This is a genomic window from Micromonospora sp. NPDC005254 (genome assembly GCF_042872525.1).
GTDB lineage: Bacteria > Actinomycetota > Actinomycetes > Mycobacteriales > Micromonosporaceae > Micromonospora.
This window is the reverse complement of the sequence record NZ_JBIAKM010000001.1, coordinates 760,825-778,577: the sequence shown is the minus strand read 5'-3', so window position 1 is coordinate 778,577 and position 17,753 is coordinate 760,825. Positions and strand designations below refer to the sequence as shown.

The window sequence follows — 17,753 nt, the reverse complement described above, 5'->3', positions numbered from 1 at the left end:
CCGATCCTGACCGGGCCTGCCCCTCCGCCGGCACCGGTCGGCCGGTCGCTGCTCAGCCCCGGTGCTCGACCGTCGGGCCGGGGCCCGGATCGCCGGGACTGCGCAGCTCCACCAGACCGGCGGGAGCATTGTCCGCCGGGGTGGCATGCCAGGGCGCGAAGGCCGCGACCATAGCGAGCAGCAACCCGGCGAGCCCGACCGCGGCCACCAGGATCAGTTCGCGCAGCGCCCCCGAGCCGGCTTCGCCCGCCATGGTCACCCCTCCCGCGCCGGGCCCCCCGCCCGGCTCCCCCCGATGGCCAGCTTCGACCACACCGGGCCGGGACACAGTCGGCCAGCCGACCAAGCCGCGGCTGATATTCGACTCGGGCCAGCGGCCGGGCGGTGCGGGTCATCGACCGCCACGACGGTCGAGGAGGCCGATCCGGGGCGCGACCCGGACCACCCCGCACACAAACCGACCCGCCCAGCCGAAGCGGGACGGGTCGGTGACGTGCGTGGAGGATCAGACGGTACGCGGGCGGCGCGGGCGACGGGACCGGCCCGACGCGCGGTGCGCCGGGCGGGCGCCGCCGTCCGTGGCCGAGCCACCGGCTACGCGTCCCCGGCTGACAGCCACCGGCGGCGCGACGATGGTCACCGGCACACCGGACGGCTCACGGGCACCGGTCACCCGGGCCAACGAACCGTCGCCCGGGCGCACCTGGACCGACTCCGGCCGGATGCCGGCGGTGGCCATCAGCCGGGACACGTCCCGGCGCTGCTCGGGCAGGACCAGGGTGACCACGCTGCCGGACTCGCCGGCGCGGGCCGTCCGACCACCGCGGTGCAGGTAGTCCTTCGCCTCGGCCGGCGGGTCCACGTTGACGACCATGTCGAGGCCGTCGACGTGGATGCCCCGGGCCGCCACGTCCGTGGCGACCAGGGCGGTCACCTGGCCGTTGCGGAACTGCTCCAGGATGCGGGTGCGCTGCGGCTGGGACTTGCCACCGTGCAGCGCGGCGGCGCGTACACCCTTGGAGAGCAACTGGCGCGCGAGCCGGTCGGCGCGGTGCTTGGTGCCCATGAAGAGGATGGTGCGACCGTCACGGGCGGCGATCCGGGTCAACGCGTCGGGCTTGTCGACCGCGTCGACGTGCAGCACGTGGTGGGTCATCGCGGTGACCGTGGCAGTGCCCGGGTCGACCGAGTGGGTCACCGGGCTGCTGAGGAAGCGGCGGACCAGCCGGTCCACGCCGCCGTCCAGGGTGGCGGAGAAGAGCATCCGCTGACCCTGCGGGGCGACCTGCTCCAGGAGCTTGGTCACCTGCGGCAGGAAGCCCATGTCGGCCATCTGGTCGGCCTCGTCCAGCACGGTGATCTCGACCTGGTCGAGCCGGGCGTCGCCGCGGTTGATCAGGTCGTGCAGCCGGCCGGGGGTCGCCACGACCACCTCGGCGCCGGCACGCAGCGCGTCCGCCTGCCGCTGCAACGACAACCCGCCGACGACTGTGGCGCAGCGCAGGCCGACGGCCCGGGCGTACGGCGCCAGCGCGGTGGTCACCTGCTGCGCCAACTCCCGGGTCGGCACCAGCACCAGGGCCAGCGGGCGACCCGGCCGGGCCTTGCGGCCGGCGGTGCGAGACAGCAGGGGAAGCCCGAAGGCGAGCGTCTTACCCGAGCCGGTACGACCCCGGCCGAGCACGTCCCGACCTGCGAGCGAGTCCGGAAGCGTCGCCGTCTGGATCGGGAACGGCTCGGTGATGCCCTGCGCGGTCAGCGCGGTGAGCAGCGCCGGCGCCAAGCCGGTAAGAGCGAAAGACGGAATAACAGTGGTCACGCAGGAGCCTTCCTCGACGCGGAACGTGTCGAGGGAGGGCGCCGAAGTCGGCGCTGTCAACCGGCGGCGCAAGGCAGCCAGGACTCACAAGCACGAACCGATTGGAGTACGGGCCGGCCCGCCGCCGGGCCGCCGCCTGCGTACGCAGGCGGGGCGGGGCGGGCCGGTCCCGTCACCGTCACACCCGGAGGGCGCGACAGGTAATGCTGACCGATCCGAAGATCAGATCGGGCGGATGTTCTCCGCCTGCGGGCCCTTCTGGCCCTGGGTCACCTCGAACTCGACCCGCTGGTTCTCGTCCAGGCTCCGGTAGCCGGAGGACTGGATCGCCGAGAAGTGGGCGAAGACGTCAGCGCCGCCGCCGTCCGGGGTGATGAAGCCGAAGCCCTTGTCAGCGTTGAACCACTTCACGGTGCCAATAGCCATGTGTTTCGTCTCCTTGACGGAACGTCGGACACACACTTGTTGTGTGCCCGAAGAGGAGCGCTCCGCGCGGGGATGCGCGAATCGCCTGTCGCTTCTGGTCGCCCCGCCCGGAGAACTCCGGACACAACAAAGAGCGCCTGGGGCCACAATTCCCGCCAGGCGCACACAGAGTCTCTGGTAACCAAAACTGCAACCCGGATAAGCTACCACAGCTTCCCCCGTCATGGTCAAGCTTGGGCGGAATCTTCGGGCAACTGGGCGATCAAGGCTGTGAGGCCAGTCACATCGAGCAGGTCGGCGGGCCGGACGGTCACCCCGTGCCGGACGTAGTGGAACGCCGCGCCCACCCGGTCGACCGGCACGCCGGCCAGCTCCGCCCAGGCCAGCCGGTACACGGCCAGCTGCACGGCGGCCACCTCGGCGGCCGGCCCGGTGGGCTGCGCCCCGGTCTTCCAGTCGACCACGTCGAACCGGCCACCCGGCCGGGCGAAGACCGCGTCCATCCGGCCCCGCACCACCACTCCGGCGATCACCGTGGCGAACGGCACCTCCACCTCCACCGGCGACCGGTCGGCCCACTCGCTGGCCAGGAAGCGCTCCTGAAGCTCGACCAGAGCCTCGTCGGGTGCGGCGTCGGCGTCAGCCGCGCCCGGCAGCTCGTCCAGGTCCAGCAGGCGGTCGGCGCCGAAGCGCTGCTCCAACCAGGCGTGGAAGGCGGTACCCCGGCGGGCGTACGGGTTGGGCTCGGTCGGCACCGGGCGACGCAGCGTACGGGCCAGCGCCGCCGGATCGCGCCGCAGCGCGACCAGCTGGGTGACGCTCAGCGCCCCGGGCAGAGCCACCTCGACCGCACCGGAGAGCCGGGTCAGCTCGGCGCGCTCCGCCAACAACAGGTCCGCCTCGCGCTGCCAGCGCGCCACCTCCGGATCCACCTCGGGCTCGACCGGCTCGACCGGCTCGGCTTCGGACCCGATCGGCGTTCCCGACCCGGCGAGCACCGGCCCGGGGAGCACCGGCCCGGGGAGCACCGGCCCGGGGAGCACCGGCCCGGGGAGCACCGCCGCCGGACCGTCGGCCATCAGGCGGCGCACCAACCCGGCCGCCTCGGCCAACGCCGGCCGGCGACCGCCCAGCGGGTCGGCCGGCCACTCCGCGCGGAGCACCACCTCGGCCGTCGGGTTCGTCGCGTCGGGCGTCGGCTCCGGCGCCCACACGTCGATCACGTGCCCCGGCCCGCCGTCGAGGCAGGCGTCGTACACCTCGCGCAGGAAGACCGACGGACCCCGCGGCCGCTTCGTGCCCTCCCCCCACCAGTACCCGGAGCACAGCAGCAGCCGACGCGGGCGAGTGACCGCCACGTACGTCAGGCGGCGCTCCTCCCGCTCGTCGTGGGCCCGCCAGGCGTCGGTGAAGTCGGCCACCGCCCGGGCCACGGCCCGCTGGTCGGCCGCCTCGTCGAGCGCCAGCTCGGGCAACCCGTCGGCGTCGCCGCGCAGCGGGAACGGCAGCACACCGAGCCCGCCCAGCCAGTGGTCGGAGTTGCGCACCGGCCCGGGCCACGACCCACGGCACAGCCCGGCCACCGCCACCACGTCCCACTCCAGACCCTTCGCGGCGTGCGCGGTGACCACCTGCACCGCGCCCTCCACGACCTCGACCTCGCCCGGGGCGAGACCGCGCTCCTCGTCCTCGGCGGCGGCCAGGTAGGACAGGAAGCCGGACAGCGTCGCGCCGGGCGTCTCTCCGCTGAAACGGGCCGCCACGTCACCCAGGGCGTCCAGATGCCCCCGGGCCAGGCCGGCGTCGCCGGCGCCGTCGCGGCCGGCGCGCACCGCGACCTCCACGTCCAGGCCGATGGTCCGCTCGATGTCCGCGATCAGATCCGGCAGGGCCTGGTCCAGGCGGTAGCGCAACAGCGCCAACTCCATGCCGTACACCCGCAGCCGCGCGAACCCCTCCGCCGAGTACGCCTGCGCCGGGCCGAGGTCGGCCAGCGCCTCCACCAGGGTCGCCTCGTCCAGCAGGTCGGGGGTGATGTCCGAGGTGTCGTCGGCGGCCACCTGGCGTCGGGCGTTGGCGATGGCCCGGGCCCGCCGGTGCAGCGCCACCAGGTCACGCGGCCCGATCCGCCAGCGGGCGCCGGTGAGCAGCCGCAGCAGCGCGGCCCCGTCGGTCGGGTCGGCCAGCACGCGCAGGGTGCACACCACGTCGCGGACCTCGGGAGTGTCCAGCAGACCGCCGAGGCCCACCACCTCCACCGGCAGACCGCGCTCGCGCAACGCCGACTCGATCGCCGGGATCTGGCTGCGGACCCGGACCAGCACGGCGGTCGTCGGCCGCTGCGCCACCGGGATGTGCTCCGGCGCCGCGCCGGGCATCCGGGCCGCGCCGCGCCAGGCGGCGAGCACACTGTCGGCGATCCACGCCGCCTCGTCGGCGTACGTGGGCAGCAGCGCGCAGTGCACCGTGCCACCGGCGGCCCCGCCGGGGCTGCGGTGCGGAATCGGGTCGCGGACGGTCAGCGCGGAGCGCAGCTCCGGCACCCGGGCGCCGGCCGCGCGCAACGGCGTGGACAGGGCGTTCGCCACCCGGAGGATCTCCGGGCGGTTACGCCAGCTGGTGGTGAGCCCGAGCGCCGGGGCCGGCTGACCGTCGGCGCGGGCGAACTCAGTGGGGAACCGGTCGAGGGTGCCCGCGCTGGCGCCCCGCCAGCCGTAGATGGACTGGCACGGGTCACCCACCGCCGTCACCGGGTGCCCGCCACCGAACAGCGCGTTGAGCAGCACCACCTGCGCGTGGCTCGTGTCCTGGTACTCGTCGAGCAGCACCACCCGGAAACGGTCCCGCTCGATCTCGCCAACCCCGGGGTGATCCCGGGCCACCCGCGCCGCCCGGGCGAGCTGGTCGGCGAAGTCCATCGCCTCGAAGTCCAGCTTGCGCCGGGCGTACGCCCGCACCAGCGGCAGCAGGCGCAGCCGGGTCTGTTGCAGGGCGAGCGCCTTGCGCACGTCGGCGTACACCCGGCCCGGCCGCGACTGCACCTCGGCGAAGAACCGGCCGGTCCAGGCGGCCAGTTGGTCCGGCGCGACCAGGTGCTCGTCCAGCTCACCGGCGAGCGCCAGCACCGCGTCGGTGATGGTGCTCGGCATCCGGTCCACCTCGGACATGTCACCGTCGTAGTTGCGCACCAGCAGGTCGACCAACTGCCAGCGGGACGCCTCGGTGAGCAGTCGGGTGGACGGCTCGTAGCCGGCCCGCAGACCGTGCTCGGTGACGATCCGCCCGGCGTACGAGTGGTAGGTGGAGACGGTGGGCTCACCGGCGAGCGGGTCGTCCAGCGGGTCGCGACCCTGCCGGCCGAGGCGGCGGATCAGCTGGTCGAGCCGGGTGCGGACCCGGTGGGCCAGTTCGCCGGCGGCCTTACGGGTGAAGGTCAGCCCGAGGATCTGCTCCGGGCGCACGTACGAGTTGGCCACCAGCCAGACCACCCGCGCGGCCATCGTCTCGGTCTTGCCGGACCCGGCCCCCGCCACCACCAGCAGCGGCTCCACCGGAGCGGCGATGATCGCGGCCTGCTCCCGGGTGGGCGCCGGGAGCCGCAGCAGTTTGGCCAGCTCCACCGGGGTGTACCGGGGCCCGGAGTCCGCCAGCCGGGGCGTCGGCGCGGGGCCCGCGCCGAACAGGGTGGGCTGGGTCATGGGTTCTCCGGACGTCGGACGGTCGGCGGCTCGACCACCTGGCGCCCCTGCCCGGAGACCGGGCAGCTGGTGCGCACCGGGCAGACCCGGCACTTCGAGTTGGCCACCGCGGCGAACGTGGCGGCTGCCATCGTATCGGCGGTCCGCCGGACCAGCGCCGTCGCCCAGCCGGCCGCCGGGCCCTCGCCCGCCGCCGGCTGATTCTGCTCCCGGGCATCCTTCGCGGACGTGCCGAGCTGCACCAGCGCCGCGCCGCCGGACTCGTCGCCGAACTCGGTGAACGCGCCCGCCTCCACCGCCGCCTGGTACGCGCCGAGCTGCGGGTGCTCGGCCAGTTCGGAGCCGGTCACCGCGGTCGACTTGCCGGTCTTGAGATCGATCACCATCAGCCGGCCGGCCTCGTCGACCTCCAGCCGGTCGACCCGCCCGGTCAGGTCGACCGGTCGCTGCGGATCGTCCAGGCGGACCGCGAACTCGTGTTCGATGGCGAGCAGCCGGCGCGGATTGGTGGCGAGCCAGCGCAGCAGCTTGTCGATCATCGCCTCGGCGCGCTCCCGCTCGGGGCCGGCCATCCATCGGGCGGCCAACTCGATCGCGTCGAACCGGGCGGCCACGTAGTCGAGCAGGGCGCCCCGGTCGGCGCTGGCGTCCTCGGCGAGCATCGCGGCGGCGTGCACCAGGTTGCCCACCCCCTGCGCGGTGCTGGTCGGACCGCTGCCGCCGTGCCGTTCCAGGAGCCAGCGCAGGCTGCACCGCAGCGCGCTCTCCATCGCCGACGGGGTGACCCGCACCGGCGCCCCCTCGTCGACCAGCGGCCGGTCGTCGGAGAGCGCCCGCAGCCCCCACCAGTCGTCCGGGTGCGCGCCGGGCACACCCGCGGCGGCGAGCCGCGCCAGCTCGGCCGCCGCGGCGCGCCGCCGGGCCGCCGGTGCGGCCGGGTCGGTGATGGCGGTACGCAGTTCGGCGACCAGCGCCGGCAGGGTGAGCGCCCGGGGCGGCCGGGTGACCGGCAGCGCGCCGGGCTGGTCCGGCTCGTCGTCGTCCGCGCCCTCAGCGCCGTCGTTCCCGGCCGCCGGGGCTGCCACCCGAGCCGGTCCGCCGTTGCCGACCACGCCGCCACCGGTCCCGCCGCCGGTCGCGCCGTCACCGGTCACGCCGCCGGTCGCGCCGCCACCTGTCACGGCCTCGGCGGAGGGGGTGTCGTCCGGTGAACCGGCGGCGGGGCCGCCGCTCGGGGGGCCGGTGCGCGGGCCGGGCGTGCTCGGCGGCACGGGCGGCGGGCCGGGCGTGCTCGGCGGCGTGCTCGGGCCCAGTTCGTGCAGGAAGCGGCTGGGCTGCTCCTCGTGGTCGTCGCCGCCGACCGCCGCCGACGCCACGGCGCTGACCAGCAGACGGTGGCGGGCACGGCTGATGGCGACGTGGAAGAGCCGGCGCTCCTCGTCCAGCAGCGCCGAGGTCTGGCCCACCACGGTCGCCGCCCGGGCGCCGCCAACGGACCGGCCGGCCAGCACGTCGACCAGCCGTTCGGAGCCGAGCAGGCTGCCGCGCAGGCGCAGGTCCGGCCAGATGCCCTCCTGCACGCCGGCGATAGCGACCAGGTCCCACTCCAGGCCCTTCGCGGCGTGCGCGGTGAGCAGTCGTACCGCCGCGCCCCGGTCGGCGGTCGGCGCGATGGTGTCCGCCGGCAGGTCCTGGGCGAGCACGTGGTCGAGGAAGACCTCGGTGCGGGCGCCGGGCAGCCGGTCGGTGAAGCGGGCCGCCGCGTCGAAGAGCACCAGCACGGCGTCGAGGTCCCGGTCGGCAGCTTCGGCTCGCCGGCGTCGGGCCAGGTCGCCCTCGCCGGCCGCCGGCCGCCCCTGGGCGATCGCGCCGGCCCAGCGCTCGGCCAGCCCGCTGGCGTCCCAGACCTCCCAGAGCACGGTCTCGGCGGTCGCGCCGGGTTGGGCCGCGGCGTCCCGGGCGGTGGCGAGCAGCCCGGCCACCGCCTGCGCCGGCTCCGCCCACCGCCGGTCGATGCCGGCCAGGTCCGTCGGATCGCGCAGCGCCTCGACGATCAGCTCCCCGGACGGACGGCGGTCGCCCCCGGCCAGCGCCAGGGCGCGCAGGCCCTGACGCAGCCGTCGTTCGGCCAGCGGGTCCGCCCCGCCCAGCGGCGAGTGCAGCAGCGCGACGGCCGCCTCCTCGTCCAGCCGGTCCGGTTCCAGTGCGCAGCGCAGCAGGAGCAGCAGCGGCGCCACCGCGGGTTGCAGGTGCAGGGGCAGGTCCTCGCCGTGCACCACGGTCGGGACGCCAGCGGCGTGCAGAGCGCGCTGCAGGGTGGGCAACTGCAACGCCGTCGATCGCACCAGCACCGCCATCCGTGACCACGGGACGCCGTCGAGCAGGTGCGCGGCGCGCAGCGCGTGGGCCAGCCAGGCGGCCTCGCTGGTCGCCGACCGGAACGTGTGCACCTCGACCACACCGGCCGGGGCGTCCGGCAGTGGGCGCAGCCGGCGGTGCGCCATCGGACCGCGCAGCCGGCGGCCCAGCCGGGCCATCGTGGCGAGCAGGACCGGGCCGGCCCGGTACGACGTGCTCAGCAGCACCTGCGCGGCCGGTGCGCCGGAGGCCGTCCGGAAACGGTGCCCGAACGTGGTCACGCCGGCCGGGTCCGCGCCACGGAAGGCGTACGTGGAGGAGTCGGGGTCGGCGAACGCGACGAGCGACTTGCCCCCTCCGGCGATGACCGAGAGCAGTTCGTGCTGGGCGGGGTCGGTGTCGGCCAGTTCGTCGACGTACACGTGGGCGAGGCGGCGGCGCTCGGCGGCCAGCAGCTCCTCGTCGTCGCGCAGCAGACCGGTGGCGGCCCGGACCAGCTCGGCCGGGTCGTACGCGATCGAGCCCCGGTTGCTGACGTCGCGCAGCGCGAGCACCGCGACGTACTCCCGCAGGAAGCGGGCGGCGGCCGGCCAGTCGGCGCGGCCGAGCTTCTCGCCCAGCCGGGCCAGGTCGACCGGACCCACCCCGCGCTCGGCGGCGCGCATGAGCAGGTCGCGCAACTGACCGGCGAAGGCCCGGGTCCGCAGTGCCGGGCGCAGGTCGGTGGGCCAGCCGACCGGGTCGTCCTCGGGCTCCTCGCCCACCACGTCCAGCAGCTCGCGGATGATCAGATCCTGCTCGGGGCCGGTGAGTAGCCGGGGCGACGGCTCGCCACGTTCGGCGGCGGCCCGGCGCAGCAGCCCGAAGGCGTACGCCGGGAAGGTGCGCACCAGCGGCTCGCGCAGCACGCGGTAGCCGTCCTGTGCGACCCGGGCCTCGATGCGCTGGCGCAGCGTGGTGGCGCCGCGGCGACCGAAGGTCAGCACCAGGATCCGCTCGGGATCGACCCCCTCGGCGACCCGGGCGGCGACCGCCTCGACGAGGGTGCTGGTCTTGCCGGTGCCGGGACCGCCGAGCACCAGCATCGGCCCGTCGGTGTGCGCGACGACCTCCTGCTGGACGGGATCGACACGCCAGCGGAGGCTCGCCGGCCCGGGTGTGCCGGCGGCCTCGACCTCACCGGCGACCGCACCGTCGCCACTCGGCACGGCGACGCCGCCGTCCGACGCGTCCCCGTCCCCCCGCGCCGGCCCCCCGGGCCGCCGCACCAACCGGTACGCCTGCATCCCCAAATCCCATCACCCCCCTACGACACCAACCCCACCCCACCCGCGCCGGTCATGGAGGTGGCGGCACGACACGCCGACGGCCCTGCCGCCACCCTCATGACCGACCGGGTGGGACCCGGAGTCAGGGTAGGTGGGACTCCAGTGCTTTCAGGGCTTCGGGGACCGTGGCGACCACGGTCAGCAGGTTGCGCCCGGCGGGTTTGAGAAAGTGCTGGTCGGTGAGGGTGGTGAGCCAGTCGAGCAGGGGCCGGTAGAAGCCGTCGGCGTCGATCAGCACCATCGGCTTGGTGTGCAGGGCGAGGGTGGCGGTGGTCCAGACCTCGAACAGCTCGTCCAGTGTGCCCAGCCCGCCCGGCAGGGCGAGGAACGCGTCCGACCTGTCGATCATCAGGGTCTTGCGGTCGGCCATCGAGTCGGTCACCAGCAGCTCGTCCGAGGCCAGGTCGGCGACCTCCAGATCGACGAGCGCCTGCGGGATGACGCCCACGGTGTACCCGCCGGCGGCCCGCGCGCCGTCGGCCACCGCGCCCATCATGCCGACGCAACCACCGCCGCTGACCAGCGTGTGCCCGCGCCGGGCCAGCTCCGCGCCGGTCTCCGTGGCGAGGTCGAGCCAGCGTTGGTCCAGGGTGCGGGACGAGGCGCAGAAGACGCAGACCGCCGCCATCAGCCCTCCCGAGGCCGGTCGGGGGCCTGCTCGGCGGCGGCCTGCTGGTCGGCGCCGGTACGCGCCACCGCCTCGTCGCGGACCGCCTCCTGCTCGACGGAGAGCGCCGCCTCGGCCTCGACGATGTGGCGGACGGCCGCGTTGACGTCGTCGGTGAGGCAGATCAGATCCAGGTCGACCGGGCCGATCTTGCCGCTGGCGGCCATCGTGTCGCGCAGCCAGTCGAGCAGCCCCTGCCAGTAGGCGACCCCCATCAGCACGACCGGGAACCGGGTGACCTTGCCGGTCTGCACCAGGGTGAGCGCCTCGAACAGCTCGTCCATGGTGCCGAACCCGCCGGGGAGCACCACGAACGCCTGCGCGTACTTGACGAACATGGTCTTGCGGGCGAAGAAGTAGCGGAAGTCGATGGCCAGGTCGACCCAGTCGTTGATGCCCTGCTCGAACGGCAGCTCGATGCCGAGCCCGACGGAGAGCCCGCCGGCCTCGGTGGCGCCCCGGTTGGCGGCCTCCATCACTCCCGGGCCACCCCCGGTGATCACCGCGTAACCGGCCCGCGCGAGCGCGCCGCCCATCTCCTCGGCCAGCCGGCACTCGGCCGTGTCCGGGCCGCTGCGGGCCGAACCGAAGACGCTGACCGCCGGCGGCAGGTCGGCGAGGGTGTCGAAGCCCTCGACGAACTCGGAGAGGATGCGCAGTGCCCGCCAGGCGTCCCTGGTCTTCCAGTCTTCGCGCCCGCGCGAGTCCAGCAGCCGCTGGTCGGCGGTGCTGCTCGGGATCGCCCCCCGGCGCAGCGTGACGGCGCCCCGGTGCCGCTCCTGCCCCGGGCCGCGGCCGGCCTCCCGCCCGTTGTTCTGGCTCATGAAGCAACCGTAGTGGAGCCGCACACGCCGGGTGTGCGGGGCGCGGACGCCGAGAAATAGTTCGCGATCATGGGCAACTATTTGGCTTCCCCGTACGTCTTACTATTCACATACCGGGTATGCCCGGGCGCGCGCCTTCGGGGGAGGAGACAGCGTGATCAGCAACAGCGAGATGATCCGGATCCGTCGACTGATGCAGCGACGGATCCACGACGTGGTGGCCGAGCGCCGCCGCGCCCGTGACCTCGACCCCGCCCTGTCGCCCGCCGCCACCGGATCCGGAGCCGATCAAGAGGTTCGCGCCGCCGACAACGGGCCAGGCTGACGCGAACCTCTTGATCGCCGGAAACAGGGCCGACCGGCCAGCCCGGAACGGGCCCGACCAGGTCAGGCCGGGGCGAGCCAGCGGTGCAGCGTCGCCGCGCCGTCACGGATCTTGCTGATCTCGACGTGCTCGTCGGGGTGGTGGGCGAGGTTCGGGTCGCCCGGGCCGAAGTTCAGCGCGGGGATCCCCATGGCCGCGAACCGGGCCACGTCCGTCCAGCCCAGCTTGCCGATCGGCGCGGCGCCGACCGCGGCCAGGAACTCCTTCGCCGGGGCCGCCTCCAGCCCCGGGGCGGCACCCGCAGCGGTGTCGGTCACCCGCACCTCGAAGCCGGCGAACACCTCACGCAGGTGCGCCTCCGCCTCGGCGGGGGTGCGGTCCGGGGCGAACCGGTAGTTGACCTCGATCTCGCAGTGGTCCGGGACCACGTTGCCGGCCACGCCACCGTTGATCCGTACCGCGTTCATGCCCTCGCGGTAGTCGCAGCCGTCGATGGTGACCCGGCGTGCCTCGTACGTCTGGAGACGGCGCAGCACCTCACCGGCAGCGTGGATCGCGTTCACGCCGTGCCAGGAGCGCGCCGAGTGGGCGCGGACGCCGGTCGTGGTGACCACCGACCGCATGGTGCCCTGGCAGCCCGCCTCGACGATGCCGTACGTCGGCTCCAGCAGCACCGCGAAGTCCGCCTCCAGCCACTCCGGGAACGCCTGGGCGACGAGGTTGAGCCCGTTGTAGCGCGACTCGATCTCCTCGGCCTCGTAGAAGAGGTACGTCACGTCGTAGCGCGGGTCGGGCAGCGTCACGGCCAGGTGCAGGGCGTACGCGACGCCGGACTTCATGTCGGAGGTTCCGCAGCCGTACATCAGGTCGCCGCGCATGGTCGACGGGAAGTTGTTGTTCAGCGGCACGGTGTCCAGGTGACCGGCGAGCACGACGCGCTGCGACCGGCCGAGGTCGGTGCGGGCCATCACGGTGTTGCCGTGTCGGTGCGTGGACAGGTGCGGTACGCCCCGCAGCACCTCCTCGACGAAGTCGGCGATCGCCTTCTCGTTGAGGGACACGGACTCTATGTCGACCAGTACGCGGGTCAGCTGCACCGGATCGGCGAGGACCTCGGGGGTCAGCGGGTTCTGCATGGATCGCACGGTACCTTCAGGTCTGTCAGCGCGAGGAGCGAGCCGAGGCCGGCCTGGCCGCGACCGAGAGGTGCAACAGTGACGTCCGCAGATTCCGCCTGGGGCATCGGCCTGGCCACCGTCACCGCCGACGGGCAGGTGCTCGACACCTGGTATCCGACCGGCAAGCTGGGCCTGGGTGAGCTGCCGCTGGTCGCCGGCGAGGGCGAGTCGGACGTGCTGGACCTGCCGCCGGGCGCGCTGGGCGACCGGTCGCTGCCCGGTCTGCGTACCGTCCAGGTGGTCACCGTGATCGGCTCGCTGGACGACCCGATCAAGGACGCCTCCGACGCGTACCTCCGGTTGCACCTGCTCTCCCACCGCCTGGTGCGGCCCAACCAGATCAACCTCGACGGCATCTTTGGCAAGCTCGCCAACGTGGCCTGGACGTCCGCCGGACCGTGCCCGCCGGAGCGGGTGGACGAGCTGCGGGTGATCGAGCGGGCGGCGGGTCGCCACCTGTCGGTGTACGGGGTGGACAAGTTCCCCCGGATGACCGACTACGTGGTGCCCTCCGGTGTGCGGATCGCCGACGCGGACCGGGTCCGGCTCGGTGCCCACCTGGCCGCCGGCACCACAGTGATGCACGAGGGCTTCGTCAACTTCAACGCCGGCACCGCGGGCACCTCGATGGTCGAGGGGCGGATCGTGCAGGGCGTGCTGGTCGGCGACGGCTCCGACATCGGCGGTGGCGCCTCGATCATGGGCACCCTCTCCGGTGGCGGCACCGAGAAGGTCAGCATCGGCGAGCGCAGCCTGGTCGGCGCGAACGCCGGCGTCGGGATCTCGCTCGGCGACGACTGCGTGGTCGAGGCCGGCTGCTACATCACCGCCGCGTCGAAGATCACCCTCCCGGACGGCCGCGTGGTCAAGGCCCGGGAGCTGTCCGGCGTCGACGGCCTGCTGTTCTGGCGCAACTCGGTGACGGGCGCGCTGGAGGCCCGCCCGCGCACCGGCCGGGGCATCGAACTGAACGCCGCCCTGCACGCCAACGACTGACGGCCCCGCCGGGTCCGCGGCGCTCGACCGCGGACCCGACGGGGGTACGCCTCAGCGCAACCGGTACGCCTGGATGATCCGTTCGGTCACCGTGTTGCCGGCGGCGTCCCGAGCGGTGGCCCGCAGGGACACGTGGCCGGGTGCCGCCGGATGCCGGACGGTGGCCGTCCAGCCGTGGCCGCCGTGCCGGACCCGGGCGGGTCGCCAGGTCCGACCGCCGTCGTAGGAGACGTCCACCCGCAGCCCGGTCACGCGCGATCCGGGGGCACCGGGCTGTGGCTGCACCTGCACCGGGATGACCAGGCTCCGGCCGGCCGCGGCGGCGTTGTTCCGGTCCAGCTGAGGCGTGAACCGGATCGCCGACACCGGCAGTGGCCGGTAGTCGTCGCCGGGCACGTGCCCGGACCGGAACGTCCACGCCGCCCCGACCTCGGTGCTCAGGTCGGTGAAGCTGCGCTTCGTCGACACCTCCAGCCGGTAGTCCGCGACGCCGGGCGGCACCGTGAACTGGCCGTACCCCGGCTCGGTCAGCTCGTCGACCAGGACGCCGTTGCGGTACAGGGCGGTTCGGCCGGCGTCCGTGATCGACCGGCCGGCGTGGCCGTCGGCGTCGCCGTGCAGCGGGAGGTTCACCAGGATCTCGTCACCGAGGCGGGTGACGCCCTGGCCCGGCCAGCGCGGCGCGGGGAAGGACGGCCCGTACGGCGCGCTGTTCCAGGTCTCCCTGACGTGCCGGCCCGCCCGGTACGCCTTCGGTTCGGCCTCCAGCACCGCCTTGGTGTCGAGCCACCCCTCCTCCGTGGGCACGCCGAACGTCAGCTCGGAGGACCAGCGCAGCCCGTTGGTGTTGTAGTGCTCGACGCGGTGCCCGGGCACCGCAGTGGGCAGGACCGTCGCCCAGCCGCCCAGGTCCGGTTCGAGGTGCGGGAAGACCACCCGCTCGGAGACCATGCCGGGATAGCCGCCCCGGAACTCGTGGGTGACCGTGGCCAGGTCCCGAGCGCGGTAGGTCTTGTCGAAGCCGGTCGGCATGCGGCCGGGGAACTTCTCGCTGAGCGCGTACAGGTAGGGGCTGCTGGCCACCTCCGGCTTGCGCCACTGGCTGCTCACCGTGCCGAAGAACCGTGCGCCGGAGACCACCCGACCGAGGTGCCCGGTGGCCAGCCCGGTGAAGTCAAACCCGAGCAGACCGAAGCCGTACGAGCCGCCGTCCTCGGTGAGGAAGTTCGCGCCGATGTCCACCAGATCCGGGACGGCGGTCCGCTCCGGGATGGTCGTCCGCACCGGCCGTGCCCTGCGGGCGTCGACGGTGACTGTGGTGTCACCGTCGAACACCAGCTCCGGCTGGACCAGTTGGGCCGTGCCGACGTCCCCGCTGAAGACGATGCTGGCCACCGCGTAGCGGCCCTTGGGTACGCGGACCTCGACGCTGCCGTCCGGGTCGTACAGGTCGCGGCTGTCGAGGGTGTCCAGCCGGATCAGCGTGGTGATGAACCCCTCGGCGGGCGCGCCGCTGTCGTCGAGGTGCCGGACGGTGAGCTGATAGCTGTCCACCTCCCGGTTCACCGCGACCGGGGTGACCGCCACCGCGGTGCCGGAGCGGGCCACGATGCGGCCGGTCCAGTAGCCGTCCGTGCCGATCCGGGTGTCCACGGTGACCGTGGTGCCCGCGGTGCCGCCGGCGGGCACGGTGACCTGACCCGCCCCGAGGGAGAACATGCCGGCCGGAGCCGGTTGGCCGTCCGGGCCGGTCACCTCCAGGGTCAGGTCAAGGGTGAGTGGGGCCGGGCCGTCGTTGTGCCAGTCGACCTGCCGGGCGACCGGGGTGTCGTCGTCGTGCGGCCAGGCCGGCTGACCGAAGGAGACGCTGACCGGGGTGCTGGTCACCCGCTGGGTGATCGCGCGGGCCACGTCGACCCGGCCGGCTCCCTGCTGAAAGGCGGTCTGCTCCGGGTGCGGCTTCGCCGAGGCCATCAGGGCCGCCTTGAGCTGGGCCGCCGCCCAACCCGTGTGCTGCTGGGCGAGCAGCGCCACCGCGCCGGTGACGTGCGGCGCGGCCATCGAGGTGCCGGAGAGCGCGAGGTATCCCTCCCCCACCGGCTCGCCGATCTGCGCGCCCTTGGCACGGGCGGCGACGATGTCGACCCCCGGGGCGGTCAGGTCCGGCTTCAGTCCGCCGTCGCCCACCCGGGGGCCACGGCTGGAGAAGTCGGCCAGCGCGTCGTCGCGGTCCACCGCGCCGACGGTGAGCGCCGCTTCGGCGCTGCCCGGCGAGCCGACCGAGCCGTCCGTGCCGTCGTTGCCGGCGGAGAGGACGAAGAGCGCGCCGGTCTGCGCGGTCAGTGACTCGACCGCCGCCTCCAACGGGTCGACGTCGGGTGTGTCGGTGCCGCCCAGGCTCATGTTGATCACGTCGGCGTGCTGGTCGACGGCCGCCCACTGCATCCCGGCCAGGATCGCCGAGTCCATGCAGCCCTGCTCCTCGCAGACCTTGCCGTTGAGCAGCGTGGCGTCCGGGGCGACACCGTGGTACTTGCCACCGGAGGCGGCGCCACTGCCCGCGATGATCGAGGCGACGTGCGTGCCGTGGCCGACCGTGTCGTCGGTGTCGGCGGCCTCGGTGAAGTTCCGTGCCTCGGCGATCCGACCGCTCAGGTCGGGGTGGCTGGCATCGATCCCGGTGTCCAGCACCGCCACGCGGACACCCCGGCCGGTGAAGCCGGCCGCGTAGGCGGCCGGGGCACCGATCTGCGGCACGCTGTGGTCGAGGGTGACCTGCCGACGACCATCGAGCCAGATCCGGTCGGCACCCCCCGCCGTGCCGACCCGGGCACCGGCGCCGGTGAGCGCCGCCCAGACCGTGGTGGCCTGCTGCTTGTCGGCGGTCGCGGCGAACCCGCCGATGGCCGGCAACTCCGCCGTGACGGTCAGGCCGGCGGGCGCCGCGGCGCGCTTCCGGGCGCCCGCGTCGGCGGCGACCAGCACCGGCAGGTCGTTCCGGCGCGCGTCGTCGTAGCCGGCGGCGATCAGCCCGGTCACGTCGAACAACCGCCGGTCGACCCGGCCGGCACGAACCAGGGGCAGGGCGTCCTGCGGCAGCACCGTGAGGTGGCCACGGTCGCGGGTGGTGACGAACCGCTGGTGCGTACGCCCCGGACCGGGGCGCACGGAGGCGGACCCGGAGTCGGTGACGCTGACCCGGTCTCCGGTGAGCAGGGTGACGGTGGTCGTGGACGCGGCGCGCGGGGCGGCGCCGATGGTGGCGCTGGTGGTGGCGCTGGTGGCCGTGGTGGTGCTGGCGGGTGGTTGGGCCGCGGCGATCACCGGAGTGCCCAGCACGAGGGCTGCGGCGGCGATGGCGGCGATCGTTCTGCTGCGTCGATGCAACGGATCCTCCTTGATGGAGCGTGGTAACCAGAAGAGACGCATTGACCATCGCCAGTATTACATACCGAGTATGCATAAAAGAGGGCTAAAATATAACGGACCTGCCAACTGATGGCAGGTCAGCGGGGCATCATCGACCGGGTGACCTCCATGAAGGACAAGATGCTCGCGGGTGAGCCCTACCTCGCCGACGATCCCGAGCTCATCGCCGATCTGGACCGGGCCGCCCGGTTGCTGGAACGCTTCAACACCAGCCTCGCGGCGGATCCGGCGGCGCGGCTCGCGGTGCTGCGCGACCTGCTCGGCGAGCTGGGCGACGGCACCTGGATCCGTCCACCGTTCTACTGCGACTACGGCTGGCAGATCCGGATCGGGCCCCGCAGCTTCGTCAACTACAACGCGGTCTTCCTCGACGTCGCGGCGATCACCATCGGCGCGGACGTCCAGGTCGGACCGAACGTGCAGCTCCTCACGCCGACCCACCCGGTGGAACCCTGCCCGCGCCGCGACAAGTGGGAGGCCGCCAAACCGATCACCATCGGCGACAATGTGTGGCTCGGCGGCGGCGCGATCGTGCTCGCGGGAGTGACGATCGGCGCGAACACAGTCGTCGGCGCCGGAGCGGTGGTGACCCGCGACCTACCCGCCAACGTGGTCGCGGTCGGCAACCCGGCCCGACCCGTCCGCGAACTCGACTAGGAGAACAGCAGGGCGACGGGGTCGACGGCGACATCGCCAACCGGTTCA

Annotated in this window: 12 protein-coding genes; 3 read left to right on the top strand and 9 right to left on the bottom strand. The window is 74.0% G+C overall.

The genetic code is table 11. The features are described from left to right. Positions 1–52: 52 nt before the first annotated feature. The 7 genes from ACFYPR_RS03740 to ACFYPR_RS03710 all read right to left on the bottom strand — a co-directional run bounded on the left by ACFYPR_RS03740 (position 53) and on the right by ACFYPR_RS03710 (position 11,120). Complete coding sequence (locus ACFYPR_RS03740; protein WP_354861521.1) at positions 53–253, bottom strand: hypothetical protein; 201 nt, start codon at positions 251–253, stop codon at positions 53–55. 252 nt (positions 254–505) lie between these two features. Next, positions 506–1,819 (bottom strand): DEAD/DEAH box helicase, encoded by a 1,314-nt coding sequence (locus ACFYPR_RS03735; protein ID WP_354861519.1) that lies wholly within the window; start codon positions 1,817–1,819, stop codon positions 506–508. A 222-nt stretch (positions 1,820–2,041) separates the two neighbouring features. Then, entirely contained in the window at positions 2,042–2,245 is a 204-nt protein-coding gene (locus tag ACFYPR_RS03730; protein WP_101369720.1) for a cold-shock protein, read from the bottom strand. Positions 2,246–2,472: 227 nt separating this feature from the next. After that, entirely contained in the window at positions 2,473–5,943 is a 3,471-nt protein-coding gene (locus ACFYPR_RS03725) for an ATP-dependent helicase (RefSeq protein ID WP_387258498.1), read from the bottom strand. Then, complete coding sequence (locus tag ACFYPR_RS03720) at positions 5,940–9,587, bottom strand: ATP-dependent helicase (protein WP_387258496.1); 3,648 nt, start codon at positions 9,585–9,587, stop codon at positions 5,940–5,942. Before ACFYPR_RS03720 ends, ACFYPR_RS03725 begins: the two co-directional genes overlap by 4 nt. A 124-nt stretch (positions 9,588–9,711) precedes the next feature. Next, a complete protein-coding gene (locus ACFYPR_RS03715; RefSeq protein WP_387258495.1) occupies positions 9,712–10,257 on the bottom strand; it encodes a TIGR00730 family Rossman fold protein in 546 nt (181 codons plus the stop codon). Beyond that, on the bottom strand, positions 10,257–11,120 hold the full coding sequence (locus ACFYPR_RS03710) for a TIGR00730 family Rossman fold protein (RefSeq protein ID WP_354861504.1): 864 nt from the start codon (positions 11,118–11,120) through the stop codon (positions 10,257–10,259). The genes ACFYPR_RS03715 and ACFYPR_RS03710 overlap by 1 nt, the downstream gene beginning before the upstream one ends. 154 nt (positions 11,121–11,274) lie before the next feature. Here ACFYPR_RS03710 and ACFYPR_RS03705 point away from each other — a divergent pair, with 154 nt between their 5' ends. Then, positions 11,275–11,445 carry a hypothetical protein gene (locus tag ACFYPR_RS03705; RefSeq protein ID WP_354861505.1) on the top strand — a complete coding sequence of 57 codons (171 nt, stop codon included), beginning with the start codon at positions 11,275–11,277 and terminating at the stop codon, positions 11,443–11,445. Positions 11,446–11,507: 62 nt separating this feature from the next. Here the strand turns inward: ACFYPR_RS03705 and dapE are convergent, their stop codons facing one another. Continuing rightward, the gene (dapE, locus tag ACFYPR_RS03700) at positions 11,508–12,581 is read right to left on the bottom strand and encodes a succinyl-diaminopimelate desuccinylase (protein ID WP_354861507.1); all 1,074 of its coding nucleotides are present in this window, start codon (positions 12,579–12,581) and stop codon (positions 11,508–11,510) included. 78 nt (positions 12,582–12,659) lie between these two features. On the opposite strand from dapE, the gene dapD reads away from it, so the two are divergent. Next, positions 12,660–13,619, top strand: coding sequence for a 2,3,4,5-tetrahydropyridine-2,6-dicarboxylate N-succinyltransferase (gene dapD, locus ACFYPR_RS03695; protein ID WP_355138138.1), 960 nt, complete (start codon positions 12,660–12,662; stop codon positions 13,617–13,619). 51 nt (positions 13,620–13,670) lie between these two features. Here the strand turns inward: dapD and ACFYPR_RS03690 are convergent, their stop codons facing one another. Further along, a complete protein-coding gene (locus tag ACFYPR_RS03690) occupies positions 13,671–17,048 on the bottom strand; it encodes a S8 family serine peptidase (RefSeq protein ID WP_387258492.1) in 3,378 nt (1,125 codons plus the stop codon). A 99-nt stretch (positions 17,049–17,147) separates the two neighbouring features. On the opposite strand from ACFYPR_RS03690, the gene ACFYPR_RS03685 reads away from it, so the two are divergent. Then, positions 17,148–17,705: a sugar O-acetyltransferase gene (locus ACFYPR_RS03685; RefSeq protein WP_387258490.1), complete on the top strand. Its 558-nt coding sequence runs from the start codon at positions 17,148–17,150 to the stop codon at positions 17,703–17,705. The last annotated feature ends 48 nt before the right edge of the window (positions 17,706–17,753 follow it).